At 61.7% G+C, this 16,627-nt stretch carries 15 protein-coding genes and 1 other RNA gene; 7 read left to right on the top strand and 9 right to left on the bottom strand.

All coding sequences use genetic code 11. The annotated features are described in order from the left end of the window. Positions 1-69 precede the first annotated feature (69 nt). A complete protein-coding gene (locus ACS3WB_RS15810) occupies positions 70-1,848 on the bottom strand; it encodes an acetolactate synthase 3 large subunit (RefSeq protein WP_438276436.1) in 1,779 nt (592 codons plus the stop codon). 281 nt (positions 1,849-2,129) lie between these two features. Continuing rightward, on the bottom strand, positions 2,130-3,116 hold the full coding sequence (miaA, locus tag ACS3WB_RS15805; protein ID WP_438276435.1) for a tRNA (adenosine(37)-N6)-dimethylallyltransferase MiaA: 987 nt from the start codon (positions 3,114-3,116) through the stop codon (positions 2,130-2,132). Here miaA and serB point away from each other — a divergent pair. Then, positions 3,115-4,008 carry a phosphoserine phosphatase SerB gene (serB, locus tag ACS3WB_RS15800; protein WP_438276434.1) on the top strand — a complete coding sequence of 298 codons (894 nt, stop codon included), beginning with the start codon at positions 3,115-3,117 and terminating at the stop codon, positions 4,006-4,008. The two genes, miaA and serB, sit on opposite strands and share 2 nt — an antisense overlap. Positions 4,009-4,190: 182 nt before the next feature. Here the strand turns inward: serB and ACS3WB_RS15795 are convergent, their stop codons facing one another. The 6 genes from ACS3WB_RS15795 to ACS3WB_RS15770 form a co-directional block, all read right to left on the bottom strand. Continuing rightward, positions 4,191-5,681 carry a Do family serine endopeptidase gene (locus ACS3WB_RS15795; protein ID WP_438276433.1) on the bottom strand — a complete coding sequence of 497 codons (1,491 nt, stop codon included), beginning with the start codon at positions 5,679-5,681 and terminating at the stop codon, positions 4,191-4,193. Positions 5,682-5,991: 310 nt separating this feature from the next. After that, positions 5,992-6,192: a DUF2065 domain-containing protein gene (locus tag ACS3WB_RS15790; RefSeq protein WP_438276432.1), complete on the bottom strand. Its 201-nt coding sequence runs from the start codon at positions 6,190-6,192 to the stop codon at positions 5,992-5,994. Positions 6,193-6,226: 34 nt separating this feature from the next. After that, entirely contained in the window at positions 6,227-7,123 is an 897-nt protein-coding gene (hflC, locus tag ACS3WB_RS15785; protein WP_438276431.1) for a protease modulator HflC, read from the bottom strand. Then, positions 7,120-8,271 (bottom strand): FtsH protease activity modulator HflK, encoded by a 1,152-nt coding sequence (gene hflK, locus ACS3WB_RS15780; RefSeq protein WP_438276430.1) that lies wholly within the window; start codon positions 8,269-8,271, stop codon positions 7,120-7,122. Before hflK ends, hflC begins: the two co-directional genes overlap by 4 nt. A gap of 160 nt (positions 8,272-8,431) precedes the next feature. After that, positions 8,432-8,968 (bottom strand): dihydrofolate reductase, encoded by a 537-nt coding sequence (locus ACS3WB_RS15775; RefSeq protein WP_438276429.1) that lies wholly within the window; start codon positions 8,966-8,968, stop codon positions 8,432-8,434. Continuing rightward, positions 8,965-9,759, bottom strand: a complete 795-nt coding sequence (locus ACS3WB_RS15770; protein ID WP_438276428.1) for a thymidylate synthase — start codon at positions 9,757-9,759, stop codon at positions 8,965-8,967. The genes ACS3WB_RS15775 and ACS3WB_RS15770 overlap by 4 nt, the downstream gene beginning before the upstream one ends. Positions 9,760-9,929: 170 nt before the next feature. On the opposite strand from ACS3WB_RS15770, the gene ssrA reads away from it, so the two are divergent. From ssrA to ACS3WB_RS15740, 6 genes are all read left to right on the top strand, one after another. Beyond that, positions 9,930-10,294, top strand: a transfer-messenger RNA (tmRNA) gene (ssrA, locus tag ACS3WB_RS15765). Between the two features lie 171 nt (positions 10,295-10,465). After that, complete coding sequence (locus ACS3WB_RS15760) at positions 10,466-10,984, top strand: SspB family protein (RefSeq protein WP_438276427.1); 519 nt, start codon at positions 10,466-10,468, stop codon at positions 10,982-10,984. Positions 10,985-11,074: 90 nt separating this feature from the next. Next, a complete protein-coding gene (fumC, locus tag ACS3WB_RS15755; RefSeq protein WP_438276426.1) occupies positions 11,075-12,484 on the top strand; it encodes a class II fumarate hydratase in 1,410 nt (469 codons plus the stop codon). A 222-nt stretch (positions 12,485-12,706) separates the two neighbouring features. Continuing rightward, on the top strand, positions 12,707-12,895 hold the full coding sequence (locus ACS3WB_RS15750; RefSeq protein WP_438276425.1) for a DUF4169 family protein: 189 nt from the start codon (positions 12,707-12,709) through the stop codon (positions 12,893-12,895). Beyond that, on the top strand, positions 12,892-13,143 hold the full coding sequence (locus tag ACS3WB_RS15745) for a ribbon-helix-helix domain-containing protein (protein ID WP_438276424.1): 252 nt from the start codon (positions 12,892-12,894) through the stop codon (positions 13,141-13,143). Before ACS3WB_RS15750 ends, ACS3WB_RS15745 begins: the two co-directional genes overlap by 4 nt. A gap of 319 nt (positions 13,144-13,462) precedes the next feature. Then, a complete protein-coding gene (locus ACS3WB_RS15740; protein ID WP_438276423.1) occupies positions 13,463-13,783 on the top strand; it encodes a ribbon-helix-helix domain-containing protein in 321 nt (106 codons plus the stop codon). A gap of 82 nt (positions 13,784-13,865) precedes the next feature. On the opposite strand, the gene ACS3WB_RS15735 is transcribed toward ACS3WB_RS15740, so the two are convergent. Continuing rightward, positions 13,866-16,627, bottom strand: a 2,762-nt coding sequence (locus tag ACS3WB_RS15735; protein WP_438276422.1) for a hypothetical protein, incomplete at its 5' end; no start/stop codon positions are given.

Genomic DNA, 16,627 nt, shown 5'->3' with positions numbered 1-16,627 from the left:
GGCTGGTTCATTTACGCTCTCTCAATTGGTCATGTCCGCGAAGGCGGGCATCCAGTTTTCATGGACGTTTCACACCAGCGCCTTGCCGCCGGCGAAGGCGGCTGCGGTCGCATCGTCATTGGCTTCCGCCGGCAGCAGCATTTCGTTGTGCGCCTTGCCGGACGGGATCATTGGGAAACAGTTTTCCAGCGCCGCCACGCGGCAGTCGAACAACACCGGCTTTTTCACCGAGATCATTTCCCTGATCGCGCCGTCCAGGTCGGACGGCTTCGTCGTCTGGATGCCGACACAGCCGAAGGCATCGGCGAGCTTGACGAAATCCGGCAGCGCTTCCGAGTACGAATGCGACAGGCGATTGCCGTGCAGCAACTGCTGCCACTGCCGTACCATGCCCATGTACTGGTTGTTCAGGATGAAGATCTTGATCGGAAGCTCGTGCTGAACGGCCGTCGACATTTCCTGCATCGTCATCTGCACGGAGGCGTCGCCGGCGATGTCGATGACAAGGCTGTCGCGATGCGCCACCTGCGCGCCGAGTGCGGCCGGCAGGCCATACCCCATGGTGCCGAGGCCGCCCGAGGTCATCAGGCGGTGCGGCTCCTCGAAGCCGAAGAACTGCGCCGCCCACATCTGATGCTGGCCGACTTCAGTGGTGATGTAGGTGTCTCGTCCGCGCGTCGCCTCGAACAGCCGCTGAATCGCGAACTGCGGCAGGATCACGTCGTTGTTCTTCTTGTAGGCCAGCGAATTGCGTGCGCGCCAGCGTCCGATCTCGAACCACCACGGATCGATCTTCGGCGTCTTGCCTTCCGCCTTGAACGCCTGCAACAGGTCGCTCATGACGCTGCCCGCATCGCCGATGATCGGCACATCGACGCGGATGTTCTTGTTGATCGACGAGGGATCGATGTCGATGTGAATCTTCTTTGACCCCGGCGAGAACGCGTCGGTGCGGCCGGTAATGCGATCGTCGAAGCGCGCGCCGATGCACAGCATGACGTCGCAATCGTGCATCGCCATGTTGGCTTCATAGGTGCCGTGCATGCCGAGCATGCCGAGCCAGTTCTTGCCGGAGGCCGGGTAGGCGCCGAGACCCATCAGGGTTGATGTGATCGGAAAGCCCGTGGCTTCGACCAGCGCGCGCAATGTTTTCGAGGCGTCGCGGCCTGAATTGATGATTCCGCCGCCGGTATAAATCACCGGCCGCTTGGCGTTGACCAGCAGCGACACCGCCTTGCGGATCTGTCCGGCATCGCCCTTGACCTGAGGCTTATATGAGACGTGGACATCCGACTTGCGCGGCGGCGTATAAGTTCCGGTCGCGAATTGAACGTCTTTCGGCACGTCGACGACGACAGGTCCGGGCCGGCCCGTGGTCGCCACGTAGAATGCCTCGTGCAGCACCTTGGCAAGATCGTCGACATTGCGCACCAGCCAGTTGTGCTTGGTGCACGGCCGGGTGATGCCGACGGTGTCGCATTCCTGGAACGCGTCGTTTCCGATCAGGTGCGTCGGCACCTGCCCGGTGATGCAGACGAGCGGGATCGAATCCATCAGCGCATCGGTCAGCGGCGTCACCATGTTGGTGGCGCCGGGGCCTGAGGTCACCAGCACGACGCCCGGCTTGCCGGTCGAGCGGGCATAGCCTTCGGCCGCATGACCGGCGCCCTGCTCGTGCCGCACTAGGATATGTTCGATGTCGCTCTGCTGAAAGATCTCGTCATAGACCGGAAGCACTGCGCCGCCCGGATAGCCGAAAATGTGTTTGACGCCGTGATCGACGAGGGCGCGGACGATCATGGCCGCACCGGTCATCTGTTGGGGGGCGTGGCGTTTGCTGTCGCTCATGGTCGGCTCCGTCGGCTTCGGATCGTCGGAAAATAAAAAAGGGCCTCTGAAGGGCCCCGGGCGCACCGCCTTGAATTCAGACGGCCTCAGCCGTCCCGGGCGGCGCTCCAGGGTACGACGATAACGGGCACCACTTTGGTAACAAAATTACGCATTTTATCGCCAGACTTCCCAAAGGTTGCGCGGGTTATAGAGGCCAGAGTCGCCCCCGTCAACCGTGTTTCGACCCAAATATGCCAGCAGACCTCGTTTTGGGAGAGGATTTCCCGCCGTTTGTTTTGTTACTTTGGCCACGCATCCCATTCAGCCGATCGCCATGCGCTTGGCGAGGTTAAGTAGCTCAGGTGCACGTCCACCTCCTCCGGCCTCACCCATTCAAACTCCGGCAACTGGTGGCGGAACCAGGTGAACTGCCGCTTGGCGTAATGGCGGGTGTCGGCGCGACCAATCCCGGCTGCCTCATCCAAGGACATCTCGCCGCGCAGATGCCGGATCAGCGCCGGCACGCCGTGCGCCTTCATCGCGGGCAAGAGCGGATCGAGGCGGCGTTCGGCCAGCGCCGCGACTTCCTCCAGGGCTCCGGCCCCGAGCATCGCACCGAAGCGGGCATCGATCCGCGCATAGAGCGCTTCACGATCGGGAGCGAGGAACACCGGCTTCACCTTGTCCGGCGGCAACAGCGGCGGAAGGCCATCGCGATGCCAGTCAGTCAGGGAGCGGCCGGTCGCCTCGACGACCTCTAAAGCGCGGGCGATGCGCGCCCGGTCGCGCGGCTTCAGACGGTCCGCCGCCGCCGGATCGCGCCGCGCGAGAACGGCATGCAGCGCCTCGGGCCCTTCGCTTTCGAGTCGCGCCCGCACGGCGTCGCGCAGCTGGGACGGAATCGGCGGCACCGCCGACAGGCCGCGAGTCAGCGCCTTGAAGTAAAGACCGGAGCCACCGACAAAGATCGGCAGACGGTTTTGCGCACGCGCTTCCGCGAGGGCCTTCGCGGCATCGCCAACCCACATTCCTGCGGAGCAGTTAATGCTCGCATCGACATGACCGTAAAGCCGGTGCGGCACACGCGCTTCCTCGTCCGGCGTCGGGCGTGCCGTGATGATGCGAAGATCGCGATACACCTGCATGGAGTCGGTGTTGATGACGATACCGCCGGTCCGCTCGGCCAGCGAAAGCGCCAGCGCGGACTTGCCGCTCGCCGTCGGCCCTGCGATAAGCACGGCATCCGCCCCGCCCTCTTCCGCCTCGCCAGGATTTACCCCGCTCATGTCGCTCGTCGCCACGCTGATCTGCAATCCTGCCAACCCCGCGCTCGATAGCACGGTGCTGGACGGCGCGCGCGCAATTCTTGGCAACGCCGGGCCGGCGCATTGGCTGTGGGACGAAGTCGCGGCCGACATTCCCTTCGAAAGCGAGGAGACCATTCCCGCGATCGTGCAGCGCCTGCGCGAAGCGCGCGCCGATCTGCCGATCGACGTGGTGGTCCAGCCGCAGCTTGGCCGGCGCAAGAAACTGTTTCTGGCCGACATGGATTCCACCATGATCGGCCAGGAGTGCATCGACGAACTCGCCGATTTCGCCGGTCTCAAGGCGCACGTTGCCGCCATCACCGAACGCGCCATGCTCGGAGAAATGAAATTCGAAGACGCGCTTCGCGAGCGCGTGGCCTTATTGAAAGGCCTTCCCGTCACCGTTGTCGACGACGTGCTGGCACAACGCATCACACCGACACCGGGCGGCCGCGAACTGGTCATGACCATGCGCGCCAATGGCGCCTATACCTGCCTGATCTCCGGCGGCTTCACGCTGTTCACCGAAGCGGTGGCGCCCATGATCGGCTTTCAGGAAAATCGCGGCAACACGCTGCTTATCGAATACGGTAAATTATCGGGCAAGGCCGCAGAACCGATCGTCGGCCGCGAAGCAAAACTGGCAACGCTGGTCGAACTGCGCGAGGCCTTCGATCTCGATAACGTCGATACGCTTGCTGTCGGCGATGGCGCCAACGACCTCGGCATGATTCAAAACGCAGGCCTCGGCGTCGCCTATCATGCCAAGCCTGCGGTTGCCGCAGCCGCAGCCGCACGAATCGACCATGGCGACCTCACTGCGCTGTTGTATGCGCAAGGCTATCGTCGCGAGGAGTTCGTCAGCGCATAGATTTTGTTCTGAGGCACAGCAGATACACGACGCTCGACAATATCCTCATACCGGGATGCACACAGGTACGAGCCTCGAATCCATAACCCTTGCGGCCGCCTTATCCGATGCGTCGATACAAATTCCGGATCGGCTTGCGATGCAAGCCGTCCGAAAAATGACGGGCGAAGCGCGGTCGTCGCCTACTTCAAGCTCAGCGCCACGAACCGCAGTTCGCCTGCGCCGTTCGAGACCATCAGCAGCACGGCCTTTTTGCCGTCCTTCTTCAACTGATCGATGCGCTTGCGGATATCGGAGGCGCTGCTGACAGCTTCCTGCGCCACCTCGACGATGACATCGCCGGCGCTGAGCCGCTTCTCCGCCGCGTCCGAATCCGCCTCCACGTCGGTGACGACAACGCCCTTGACGCTATCCTTGATCTTGTAGCGCGCCCGCAGATCCTTGCTCAGCGCGGCGAGATCGAGGCCGAGCGCCTTCTGCGTGTCGAGCTTCTCGTCACCATCGGGCCTGGTCTTGACCGACACGGGCGTGACCTTGTCGCTATCCTCGAGACGCCCCAGCGTCACTTTCTTGGTTTCTTCCTTGCCCTTGCGGATGATCACGACATTGACAGTCTTGCCGACGGCCGTGTCGGCCACGATGCGCGACAGATCCTTCGGCTCCTTGATGTCCTTTCCGTCGAAGGAGATGACGACGTCGCCCGGTTCGATGCCGGCGGGCTTGGCCGGCCCCTTGTCCTCGACGCCGGCGACCAGAGCGCCCCGCGCCGGTTTGATATTGAGGCTATCGGCGATTTCATCGGTGACCTGCTGGATACGGACCCCGAGCCAGCCGCGCCGCAACTCGCCAAACTGCCGCAACTGATCGACGACGCCGGCGACCGTTTTCGAGGGCACGGCGAAACCGATGCCGATCGAGCCGCCCGACGGCGAGATAATCAGCGTGTTGACTCCGACAACCTCGCCGTCGAGGTTGAAAAGCGGACCGCCGGAGTTGCCGCGGTTAATGGCGGCGTCGGTCTGGATATAGTTCTCATACGGACCGTTGTTGATGTCGCGGTTGCGCGCCGAGACGATACCGGCGGTAACGGTGCCGCCGAGGCTGAACGGATTGCCGATGGCGATCACCCATTCGCCGAGCCGCAACTTGTCGGAATCGCCGAACTTGACGGCGGTCAGAGGGTGCGGCGGCTTGAACTTCAGCACGGCGAGATCGGTTTTCTTGTCCACGCCGACGATCTCGGCCTTGACCTTGGTGCCGTCATTCAGAATGACGTTGATCTCGTCGGAATCGGCAATGACGTGATTGTTGGTGACGACAATTCCGGAAGGGTCGACGATGAATCCGGAACCGAGCGAGTTGGTCTTGTGCGGTTGCAGGCCGCCATCCTTGCCGCTCCGGCGGTTCTTGAAGAAGTCATCGAAAAATTCCTCGAACGGCGAACCGGGCGGGAGCTGCGGAATGGCGCGGCGTCCCTCCCCGCCTTTGGCTTCGACCGTCTGGGTCGTCGAGATATTGACCACTGCGTCGATCACCTTCTCCGCGACGTCGGCGATGCCGTCGGGACCGCGGGCAAGGGCCGGCACGGATATCAGGGCACTCGCGGCGCCGAGGCAAAACGCGGCCAGCAGGGAACGCCGGCGAAGTCTCAACGCGGGAATCGCTCCGGTCATGTTTCAAGTCTCTCCTGGAGAAGCATATCGTCGGGCCTACAGTGCGCCCGAACACTCTATCTACGCAAGCAGCGGAAACGGTGTTTGCGGCCACCAGCGGTATCGATTGCGGCGAAAAGCTGGCATGCTTTCACGATGCCGTTGACCGGTTGTCGACCGATTCTTTCTTCCGACCGTTGCGACCGGTCGCACCCGGTTTCGCCGGGTCTCTACGCCCTTGAGTTTCGGCGAGCGACGAGAGACAGGTGGAATGACGGCATACCACGCCGGCAAGACGGATCGGTTTATTTCGCCGAAAACGCAAACGGCTTTAATGCCTGACCAGCCAGATCAGGATCAGGCCCGCAATGGCCGAGCCGATGCCGATCATTCGCAAAACGTGCTCCGGCAAAGCCAGCGCGCTTTTCATGGCCCGCCGCGTCAAATCCGGCGCCGCTGCGAACAGGATGCCTTCGAGCACGAAGAGAATCCCAAGACCGATCAGAAAATCGGCGAAGGCAATGGAACCCATCGGACGGCCCCCGGCATCCCCCGCGTTTCGGAGCTTACGGCTTCGGCGCGGGTGCGGAGGGCCTGCCGCCGGCACTTCCGAAGAAGCGGAAGAAGTCGGAATCGGGTTTCAGCAGGAAGCGGGTGTCGCTGCCCTTCAAGCCATTCTGATAGGCGGTCATCGACCGGTAGAACGCAAAGAATGCCGGCGCCTGATTGTAGGCCGCGGCAAACAGCCGGTTGCGCTCACCATCGCCCTGACCGCGAATCTGCTCGGCCGCGGAATTGGCTTCGGCGATGATCACGGTTGCTTCGCGATCGGCCTTGGCCCGAATTTCCTGCGCTTTCTGACCGCCCTGAGCGCGGAACTCGGCGGCTTCGCGTTGCCGCTCGGTCTGCATGCGCTGATAGATCGCCTGGCTGTTCTGCTCGGGCAGATCGGCTCGGCGAATCCGGACGTCGACCACGGAGATGCCGTATCCGGCGGCCTCCTTGTCGAGCTGGTCGCGAATGCGGGCCATCAGCATTTCGCGCTCATCCCGCACGACCTGGATGAACGTCACCTCGCCGAGAACCCGGCGCAGCGATGCGTTGAGCAGCGTCGTCAACTGGATATTGGCGGCCTGGACGGTACCCACGCTTTGGTAGAACCGCAGCGCATCCTTGATGCGGTAGCGCGCGAACGCATCGACGACGAGCCGTTTCTGATCCGATGCAATGACTTCCTGCGACGCCTGCTCGAGGTCCAGAATTCGCTTGTCGATCGGGATCACGGTATCGACGAACGGCGCCTTGAAATGCAATCCCGGATCGGTGACGACACGCACCGGTTCGCCGAGTCGCACCACCAAAATCTGTTCGGTCTGGCTCACGGTGAACACGGAACTATATCCCACCACGAGCAAAGCCAGCCCGATCAGCAGTCCGGCAATTCCTAAAACTCCGATTTTCATCGGGCGCTCCCGTTCGTCTTGGCCGGCTGGTTCGCGGTCGCGCCGCCGCCGCGCTGCGATGTCAGTTCGTTCAAGGGCAGGTAAGGCACAATGCCCGAAGACGATGAGCCCAGATCGTACACGAGCTTGTCCGCGTCCCCGAGCACGTGCTCCATGGTCTCCAGGTAGATGCGCTCACGCGTCACGTCCGGCGACGCCTTGTAGGCTTCATAAACCTGCAGGAACCGCGAGCTCTGACCCTTGGCTTCTGCGATCGCCTGCTCCTTGTATCCTTCGGCGTTCTGCACGATCTGCGCGCCCCGCCCGCGCGCATCGGGAATGACGCGATTGGCATAGGTCTGGGCTTCGTTCTGCAGCCGCTCGAGGTCGGAGCGCGCTGCCTGCACGTCGCGGAAAGAATCGATGACCTGTGCCGGCGGGTCGACCTTCTGCATCTGGACCTGCTGGATCAGAACGCCGGCGCCGTACTGGTCCAGCGTCTTCTGCATCAGCTCCTGCACCGAGATTTCGATCTTGGTTCGCTCCGACGTCAGGATCGGTTGAATATCCGAGCGTCCGACCAGTTCGCGCATCGCGCTTTCCGCCACGGCCTTGACGGTACCTTCCGGGTTCTGGATGTTGAACAGGAAGTCACCGACTCCACCCGGCTTGATCCGCCACAACACCGTGAAATCGACGTCGACGATGTTTTCGTCGCCGGTCAGCATCAGGCTTTCCTCCGGCACATCGCGCATCGTGCTGGTGTTGCGCGCCGGGTCCTGCGCCAGCGTCAAACCGATATTGAGGGTCGAGACGCGCAGCGCCTTCGGCAGCAACACGGTCTCGATCGGGTACGGCAGGTGATAGTTGAGGCCGGGCTGCACGGTCCGTACATGCTTGCCGAAGCGCAATACCACACCCAGTTCTTCCGACTGCACCCGGAAGAAGCCGGACATGCCCCAGATCACAACAGCGCCGATCAGGATCAGCACAATGCCCATGCCACTGAGATGTCCGCCCGGCAGCAATTGTCGGATACGTTCCTGAGCGCGGCGCAGCAGATCCTCGAGATCGGGCGGCTTTGGCCCCCCCGCCGGTTGCGGGCCGGATCCCCATGGTCCTTTCGGACCAGAGCCCCACGGACCTCCGCTTTGATTCTTCCACGGCATCGACACTCTCCTCCGCGCGGATCCGGGCTTCGCAAACCCCAGCCTCGCTCTGTCTGTTCGACCTTATAGGGGACGCACACGGCCCTTACAACGCGGCTTGTTGGCTGCAAGGAGCTATATCCGAACAGAAAATTGTCAATGTTAACGTCGCAGCGTGCGATTACTGCGGCGTCCGACGGCGATATGTCACATAAGAATAGTCCGTCGTGTCGCCTGCTGCCGCCTCGTTTTGGCTCCGGTCGGTTTCGTGCCAAATCGACGGATCGATCGCGGGGAAAACGGCGTCGCCGTCGATCTCGGCATGAACCTCCGTCACTTCGAGACGATCGGCCGCAGGCATTGTCGCGGCATAAATCTCCGCGCCGCCGATCACCGCGATCTCGGTGACCGAACGTCGCAGCGCATCCCCTTTTGCCACGGCAAGGGCGTCTGCCAGCGATCGCGTCACCACCGCCCCGATCGCAACGAAGTTTGGATCACGGGTAACGACGATATTGGTTCGCTCCGGCAACGGCCGGCGCAACGAGACAAATGTCTTGCGGCCCATCACGATCGGCTTGCCGATGGTAATGGCCTTGAAGCGCTGCTGATCGGCCTTCAGCCGCCACGGAATGTCGTTGCCCCTGCCGATCACGCCGTTCTCGGCGGCTGCGACGATCAGGACAATTTCGAGATGCCTGGAGGCGTTCGCGGTCACACCGCGACCTCGGCCTTGATGTGCGGATGGGGATCGTAGTTCTCGAGTTTGAAATCCTCGTAGCGGAAAGCGAAGATATCCCTCACCTCGGGATTGATCGTCATCGTCGGCAGCGGACGTGGCGGCCGCGTGAGTTGAAGCCGCGCCTGATCGATGTGATTCGAATAGAGGTGCGCGTCGCCGAGGCTGTGCACGAAGTCTCCCGGCTTGAGCCCCGTGACCTGCGCGACCATCATCGTCAGCAACGCATAGGATGCGATGTTGAAGGGTACGCCCAGAAACACATCCGCCGAGCGCTGATAGAGCTGGCAAGACAACTTTCCGTCGGCGACATAGAACTGAAACAGACAGTGGCAGGGCGGAAGCGCCATCCTGTCGACCTCGGCCGGATTCCAGGCGCTGACGATCAGCCGCCGCGAATCCGGATCGCGCCGGATCATCTCGACGACATCGGCGATCTGATCGATGCTGCGTCCATCGGGCGCGGGCCATGAGCGCCACTGCGAACCGTAGACCGGGCCGAGATCGCCGTTGGCGTCCGCCCACTCGTTCCAGATCGAGACGCCGTTGTCTGTCAGGTACTTGATATTGGTATCGCCCTTCAGGAACCAGAGCAGTTCATGCACGATCGATTTGAGCGGAAGCTTCTTGGTAGTCAGCATCGGAAATCCGGATGCGAGATTGAAGCGCATCTGGTGCCCGAAAATGGACAGCGTGCCGGTGCCGGTACGGTCATGTTTCTCCGCACCGTCGCTGAGTATTCGTTCGAGCAGATCGTGGTACTGGTTCATAATAACGGCGCTGCTGACGGCTGAAGCGGGAGCCCGACCCGTCTCGGGCCGCGGCGACTGGAGCCGACGGTTTGTCTCAGAATGGATTCGCATAGCCTCCCTGGCAAGACTGGCTGCGTCGCAAGACTGCAGGATCCGGCGAGATTTCCCCGCTCAAATATGCCGTCAGGCATCTTTTTTCATCCGCGTTCGAGGGTTATATTGAGCCTGCCGGTTCGCCGGCTATGGAAATAAATGGCCGCCGTAATAAACCATTCGGACCCGGGGGCAGTACCCGGCGCCTCCACCAGAGCCCGACCCGGCTTTTGTTATTCGCGGGTTCCGGCGGGGGCGAAACAGGATCGACGAGGGCGTAAAGGGCTCGCTTTTTCCCGGTATGGTTCCGCCGTTATCGGGCTATGCAATAGTTGCAAACGACAACTATGCTCCGGTTGCTCAGGCTGCGTAACGCAGTTTGAAAGACCACTCTGAAGTCCTGACGGGTTAAGCTCCGTCAGGCGGGGTTCGGAGGCACCTGGCAACAGAAGCCTCCACTATCATCCGTTCGCTGCTTGCTCGACGGGCGGCGACAATAATTTCACAAGTCCGACCTCACCGTTGCTGACCTGGCGCGAGCGCCGGAGTACCATAAACAGGCAATGCGAGTCGGCGCTTCAATCGCCGGCTGGAACTTACATTGACTCCGCTGAGGCGACGAGACCAATCGATGGCAACCGATCATATCCGCTACGATGTGCTTACGAGCGAGGCGATGCGCGGCGTTCTGCGTCGGGTGTTGACGGATGCCGCAGAACAGGGTTTGCCGGGCGAGCATCACTTTTTTATCACCTTCCTGTCGAAAGCAGACGGGGTGAAGATATCATCCCGCCTTCTGGCGCAGTACCCCGAGGAAATGACGATCATTCTCCAGCACCAGTTCTGGGATCTGGCGGTGAGTGAGGATCACTTCGAGGTCGGCCTGTCGTTCGGCGGCGTTCCCGAACGTCTGGTGGTTCCTTTCAACGCAATCAAGAGCTTTTTCGATCCGTCCGTTCAGTTTGGCCTGCAGTTCGAGCCGGCCGAAACCGCGACAACCGAGACTGTCGAGCCTTCGGCAGCGCCTGCGCCGGAGCTCGTGACCGTTCCGGAAGCTCCCGCCCTGCCCGCCGCGGCCGAAATCGAGGACAAACCCAAGCCTGGCGAAGGCGCCGAGGTTGTCAGATTGGACCGCTTCCGCAAAAAGTAGTGCGCGTTGCATTTGCCGAGTTGTCCCAATCCGCAGCGATGCGGCCGGCTGCCTTTGGCATCGCCGCGTCGAGCATAACGGACCTGACCCATGGCTTCGTCATCACGCAAAACAGCGACGCGCACGGAAACCGACAGCTTCGGTCCCATCGATGTTCAGGCCGACCGTTACTGGGGAGCCCAGACCGAGCGCAGCCGGCAGAACTTCCGCATCGGCAACGATCGTATGCCGGTGCCGATCATCCGGGCGCTCGGCATCGTCAAACTTGCAGCGGCCCAGACCAATCGCGAACTCGGCCTGCTCGACCAACGGCGCACGACTGCAATCATTCGCGCCGCGCGTGAAGTGATCGACGGCAAGCTCGACGATCATTTCCCGCTGGTGGTCTGGCAGACGGGATCGGGCACCCAGACCAACATGAATCTCAACGAGGTGATCGCGAACCGCGCCAACGAGTTGCTCGGTGGAGAACTCGGCGCCAAAAAGCCCGTTCATCCCAACGACCACGTCAATATGAGCCAGTCGTCGAACGACTCGTTTCCGACGGCGATGCATATCGCGGCGGCCACAGGCATCGCGTCCGACCTGGTACCCGCCCTCACCGGGCTGCTCAAGGCGTTGCGCAAAAAGGAAAAAGCGTTCGCTCGTATCGTCAAGATCGGTCGGACCCATACGCAGGATGCGACCCCCCTGACGCTCGGCCAGGAATTCTCCGGCTATGCGGCACAGGTCGAGAACGGCCTTTCACGACTTCGCACCGCGCTGGAGGACCTCTATCCGCTGGCGCAAGGCGGAACCGCCGTCGGTACCGGGCTGAACTCGAAGCCGAAATTTGCGAAACTGTTTGCGAAGCGCGCGGCGGCGCTGGCTAAACTTCCGTTCACGAGCGCGCCCAACAAATTCGAGGCGCTGGCCTCCAACGACGCCTATGTTTTCGCTCACGGGGCGATCAACGCGGTCGCAACCGGCCTTTTCAAGATCGCGAACGATATTCGCCTGCTGGGATCCGGGCCGCGTTCCGGTCTCGGAGAATTGATCCTGCCCGAAAACGAGCCTGGTTCGTCCATCATGCCGGGAAAGGTGAATCCTACCCAGTGCGAAGCCATCACCATGGTTTGCTGCCGGGTGTTCGGAAACCAGGCCACGATAACGGTCGCCGGCAGCCAGGGTCACTTCGAGCTCAACGTTTACAAGCCGGTTCTCGCCTATTGCATGATCAACTCCATCCAATTGCTGAGCGACGTGGTGCGTTCATTCACCGAGCACTGCGTCGAGGGCATTCGCGCCGACGAGAAGCGGATCAGCGAATTGATGCAACGCTCGCTGATGCTGGTCACGGCGCTTGCACCCAGGATCGGTTACGACAACGCCGCGAAGGTCGCCAAAACCGCCCACGCCCGCGGAACGACCTTGAAGGAGGAGGCCCAGCGGCTCGGCTTCGTCACGGCCGCGGAGTTCGACAGTCTGGTGCAGCCTGACAAAATGACGCACCCAACCTAGCCTTCTTCCCCGCACGGGAAGACTCCGCCCGCGAAGCGGATCATTCTAAAAACACGGTCATCCGAACTAGTTATGTTTCATTTGATATCTTGATTTAGCGAATATTTTCTATCACTGTTGCAGTGCATCATGGTAGAGCACGCTTAGCCGCTTGCGCAGAACGGGTAAATTTTGACCTTTGCAGGTAGGCGTTCCCAGCGTTTTGAGATGGCGGAATCGGTCATGGGGGATGTGATCAATCTGAACAAGCGCAGGAAGCGCGCCGAGCGGGAGCGCATGGCTGCGGTTGCCGACGCCAACCGAGCACGCTTCGGCCGGCCCAAGGCCGAACGCGATCTCAACGAACAGCGAATAATCCGCGAGAAAAAGCTGCTCGATCAGCACCGCATCGACACCGAGGACGCATCATGAAATCGCCGGTGGTGAAACGATCGATTGTGGTGGCCGGCCATAAGACCAGCGTAAGTCTTGAGGAGGCGTTCTGGAACGGAATGAAGGAAATCTCGGGCCTTCGCGACATGACATTGTCCGAACTGGTGGGCGAGATCGACAGCAACCGTCAACAGGGCAATCTCTCCTCCGCCATCCGCCTTTTTGTCCTGGACTACTTTCGAAGCCGTGCAACGGTTTCAGGGTCAGAAAACAGCCCCGGCGCATAGCGAACCTGGATTCCTGCGCAGCAAATTCCGCGCATCGCATCCGTATGTCTGCTCACGTCGGCATCATGATAGTGAGCAAACACTTAGGTTGTTTCCCGAATACCGGTGCCCGGCCCTTTCAGCTACTATGTACCTGTACCTCGATGATCCGCCACGGCACGATCAGAGGTGGGCCGGCGAAGATCACCCGCATGCCCGCGGCGCGGTCCACCGATGGTCTGTTACATCATATCGTAATCCAGACCGAACAAGCCGTCCGGTGAGATGTCATCGTGCGCGGGGGAGTGACGCTTGTCCGGAAAACCAGATGGAGCCAATCATGCGAAACGACCAGAGCGGCGATAGCCGCGGCGAACGTGAATATGCCGTCGTTAAACGATCGGTGGTCGTCGGTGGTCACAAGACCAGCGTGAGCCTCGAAGATGCGTTCTGGACCAGCCTGAAAGATATCGCGATGCTGCGGGGCACGACACTGTCCACGCAGATCGCCACGATCGATACCACTCGCAGGACCGGCAATCTGTCCTCGGCTATCCGTCTCTATGTTCTCGAGCATTTCCGTACGCGAGCGGCGAGCGCCATATTCATCGGCGAACGTCAGTCACCCTCGACGCGGCTTACGCCGCTCGGTTCGGAATAGCTTATAGCAGGCTCGATTTTTCGGCGTCTTGCTCCGGAATGCTCCGAAACTTTCCGCCTCTGAAAGCGGCAGGTTTTCAAGTCTAAAGAGCCGGTCGCGGGGTCGCTGCCGGTGGCCTTTGCACCAGCGGCTGGCGAGAAACAGGCCTTGGCGGCGCAGGCCGGATCTGGATTGGCAGCGACAGAGGCCCGGCCCATGGCAGCGCCGAGGCACTAGAGGCCTGAGAAGGGGCAACCGGACGCGGCTTGACAGCCGCCCGCGCTCTTGCGCGAACCCGGCGCGGATCGCGCTTCGGCACGGGCGCATTGGCGAGGGGCACGTCGTCCGTCGCCGACGGTTCGGCGGAAACGTCAGGCTGTGCAGCCGGAATCGATGCTACCACCGGCGCCGGAATGCTCATCCGGGCTTTCGCGCGAGACCACCGCGGATCACGCTTCGGCACGGGCGCATTGGCGATAGGCACGTCACCAGTTGCCGATGGTTCGGCGGAAACGTCAGGCGGTGCAGCCGGAAGCGATGCCGTCACTGCCGGCGGAGGCTCAGAAGGCGGCTTGGGCGGCGTCGCCATGCTTTGCTCGATCGAATCGAGCCTGCGGGTTTCGCGATCGATCGCTTTCAACGCAAGCCAGGAAGATAGCGCGGCAACATCCACGCTCGAACTGATCGTGTCGGGCGATCCAGCCGCGAAGATCTGAATTTCGGGACGATCATTTGCAGACCCTTCCGAGGTTGAAGCAAGACTGGCGCGAATATCCACTTGGTCCGCAGCGATGTCATACCCTCCGGAGACGTTGGCACGCGCGCCGTCACCTTCCAGCGCCGTTGCGCTGACACGCACGCGGCCATCTTTCACGGTAAACGGAATTTGCGCGGACGCGACCGCCAACGGACTCACAGACAGAGACCGTTCCACCGTCTGTTGCAACTTGGCGTCGTCCGATGGACCGCCCCCTCCTGCATTGACCGCAGCGTTGAACGCGTGGGGGTCGAGTCCTGGAATGCGCGCCTGCTCGAGCGTGACCAGACCGTTGCCGGCCAGCGCTCCCACCAGAGCAGACATACTCCGGGCCTGGCTCGCGAGCGCAATCTGCGCCGAGACGCGACCTGCAGGCATCGCCAGCTTGCCGTAGTGCAACGCCGGTCCGTCGACGTTCCTGAGTTGAACGTCCGCATTCAGGGCAACACCGTCGGCAACTTGCTCTAGCTCGATGCGCGCTGTGGCGTCGCCATCGCCGATCTTCCCTTTCATCGCATCGAACGTCAGGGAATGATCGTCTCCCTTGACAGTGCCGTTGACAGGTCGCAGTTCGACGCCTCCCGGCAATGCGCCCCGCAGCGCCTCGAATGCAAGCTGACCGCGCCAACCTTCCGGCAAGCCGGCACGCAGCGGCTCGGCGGTATCGTGTCGCGCGGTGCCGACGACGAATCCGAACGCCGATGCCAGATCGAGCGTGTCCATTCCGATTTCGCCCTCGACGACGTTTTCATTGCCGAAATTCACCGCAACGCGCCCGCGCATGTGGCTACCCGCCGCCGTGCCGTCGATATCGTGGAAGATCGCTTTGCTACCGGCCAGCGTGACATGTGACGTCAGGCTGACGTTCCGGGCGCGGGAATCGGATGACTTGGGATCAAGCAGCGGTCCGAGGTCGAGGCTGCGCACTGCGAGATTGAGATCAGCCTTCCGATCCGACGACCATGGCTCCATCGTTCCTTTTATTTCGGCATCCAGATCCGTTCCCGACATCTTCGCATTCAGCCGGACCGGAGCATGCCACGCGCCCGTCGCCGTCGCCTTCAGCACCGCGCCATCGCCAACTGCGATCACACGATCAAGGCCGAGCAAGGCCGGCAAGGCTCCGCCTCGCTTCGCCGCCATCTTCGTCCGGAGCGTGACCTCGCTTCGTGCCAATGCGTCGAGATCGGCTGCGCGCAAATCCGCAAGCGAAGGCGCAGCAACCAGCGACAGCGTGCCTTTCAGTTGCGGCAGATCGACATCGAGCTTGGCGCTGGCTTCGACCTTGTTCTCGTCGGCAGGGTTTTTAGCGACATTAGCCGTAAGGTAAAGCTGCGCGCCTCCCGCAGCCGCCGGCATCGCATTGAGGCGCGCCGCGACAGTGGGCGCGACCGGAGCAATCAGGTCCGTTATCTGTGCAATCGACGCCGATGTCGCATTCAGCGCCAGCTGTCCGGTTGCATTCACGGGGTCGAATCCACCGGACCCTTCTATCACGAGGCCGCCGGGCGAGCCGATTTTCAGTTGCTCCAGCGAGATCGCCGATTTTGCGTAGCTCAATCTGGCTATGAACGGACGCAACTCCTGCCCGGCCGATATCGCGCTTCCGACGTTCAATGCGAGTTGCCCCTCATCCGGCCAGCCGCCTTGCGGGCCAGCGAGGGCGCGGACCAGGCTGCTCGCTGCATCGAGATCGAGACGGTCCGCTTTGAGTTCGGCATCGAGGCGCGCACCCTTCCCGGCCGCCGGATTGATAAACGACAGTCGTCCTTCAACGCTGCCGCCCTCGATGTCGGCCTTGAACTGATCCAAGGCAACGTGACCTGGATCGACCTTCAAATTACCCCGCAGCCGCAACGGCTTTTGGCTTTCGCGGACGATTTTGTCGCGGCCTTGCAACCAGCCGACGAAAGTGTCGGGATCGGACGATTCAATGTCGAGCACACCGTTGAATTGGGCCGATTGGCCCGGCTGCGCGGCGTGACCGTCAAGCACCACCTGCGTTGCGCCGGGAGCGCGGAATTCCACTCGGCTGACGGCCCATGATGCAGCGTCGCCGCGCAAGTCAGTGTGGAAATTTTGTATCGAGCGGCTGCCCAGCATGATCT

Source organism: Nitrobacter sp. (assembly GCF_051535215.1).
GTDB lineage: Bacteria > Pseudomonadota > Alphaproteobacteria > Rhizobiales > Xanthobacteraceae > Nitrobacter.
This window is presented reverse-complemented; position numbering and strand designations above follow the sequence as displayed.

Excerpts from the sequence above, each read along its gene's own strand:
- ACS3WB_RS15810 (WP_438276436.1), bottom strand. The coding sequence starts at position 1,848 with ATGAGCGACAGCAAACGCCACGCCCCCCAACAGATGACCGGTGCGGCC.
- serB (WP_438276434.1), top strand. The coding sequence starts at position 3,115 with ATGTCGCTCGTCGCCACGCTGATCTGCAATCCTGCCAACCCCGCGCTC.
- miaA (WP_438276435.1), bottom strand. The coding sequence starts at position 3,116 with ATGAGCGGGGTAAATCCTGGCGAGGCGGAAGAGGGCGGGGCGGATGCC.
- ACS3WB_RS15795 (WP_438276433.1), bottom strand. The coding sequence starts at position 5,681 with ATGACCGGAGCGATTCCCGCGTTGAGACTTCGCCGGCGTTCCCTGCTG.
- ACS3WB_RS15790 (WP_438276432.1), bottom strand. The coding sequence starts at position 6,192 with ATGGGTTCCATTGCCTTCGCCGATTTTCTGATCGGTCTTGGGATTCTC.
- hflC (WP_438276431.1), bottom strand. The coding sequence starts at position 7,123 with ATGAAAATCGGAGTTTTAGGAATTGCCGGACTGCTGATCGGGCTGGCT.
- hflK (WP_438276430.1), bottom strand. The coding sequence starts at position 8,271 with ATGCCGTGGAAGAATCAAAGCGGAGGTCCGTGGGGCTCTGGTCCGAAA.
- ACS3WB_RS15770 (WP_438276428.1), bottom strand. The coding sequence starts at position 9,759 with ATGAACCAGTACCACGATCTGCTCGAACGAATACTCAGCGACGGTGCG.
- ACS3WB_RS15760 (WP_438276427.1), top strand. The coding sequence starts at position 10,466 with ATGGCAACCGATCATATCCGCTACGATGTGCTTACGAGCGAGGCGATG.
- fumC (WP_438276426.1), top strand. The coding sequence starts at position 11,075 with ATGGCTTCGTCATCACGCAAAACAGCGACGCGCACGGAAACCGACAGC.
- ACS3WB_RS15750 (WP_438276425.1), top strand. The coding sequence starts at position 12,707 with ATGGGGGATGTGATCAATCTGAACAAGCGCAGGAAGCGCGCCGAGCGG.
- ACS3WB_RS15745 (WP_438276424.1), top strand. The coding sequence starts at position 12,892 with ATGAAATCGCCGGTGGTGAAACGATCGATTGTGGTGGCCGGCCATAAG.
- ACS3WB_RS15740 (WP_438276423.1), top strand. The coding sequence starts at position 13,463 with ATGCGAAACGACCAGAGCGGCGATAGCCGCGGCGAACGTGAATATGCC.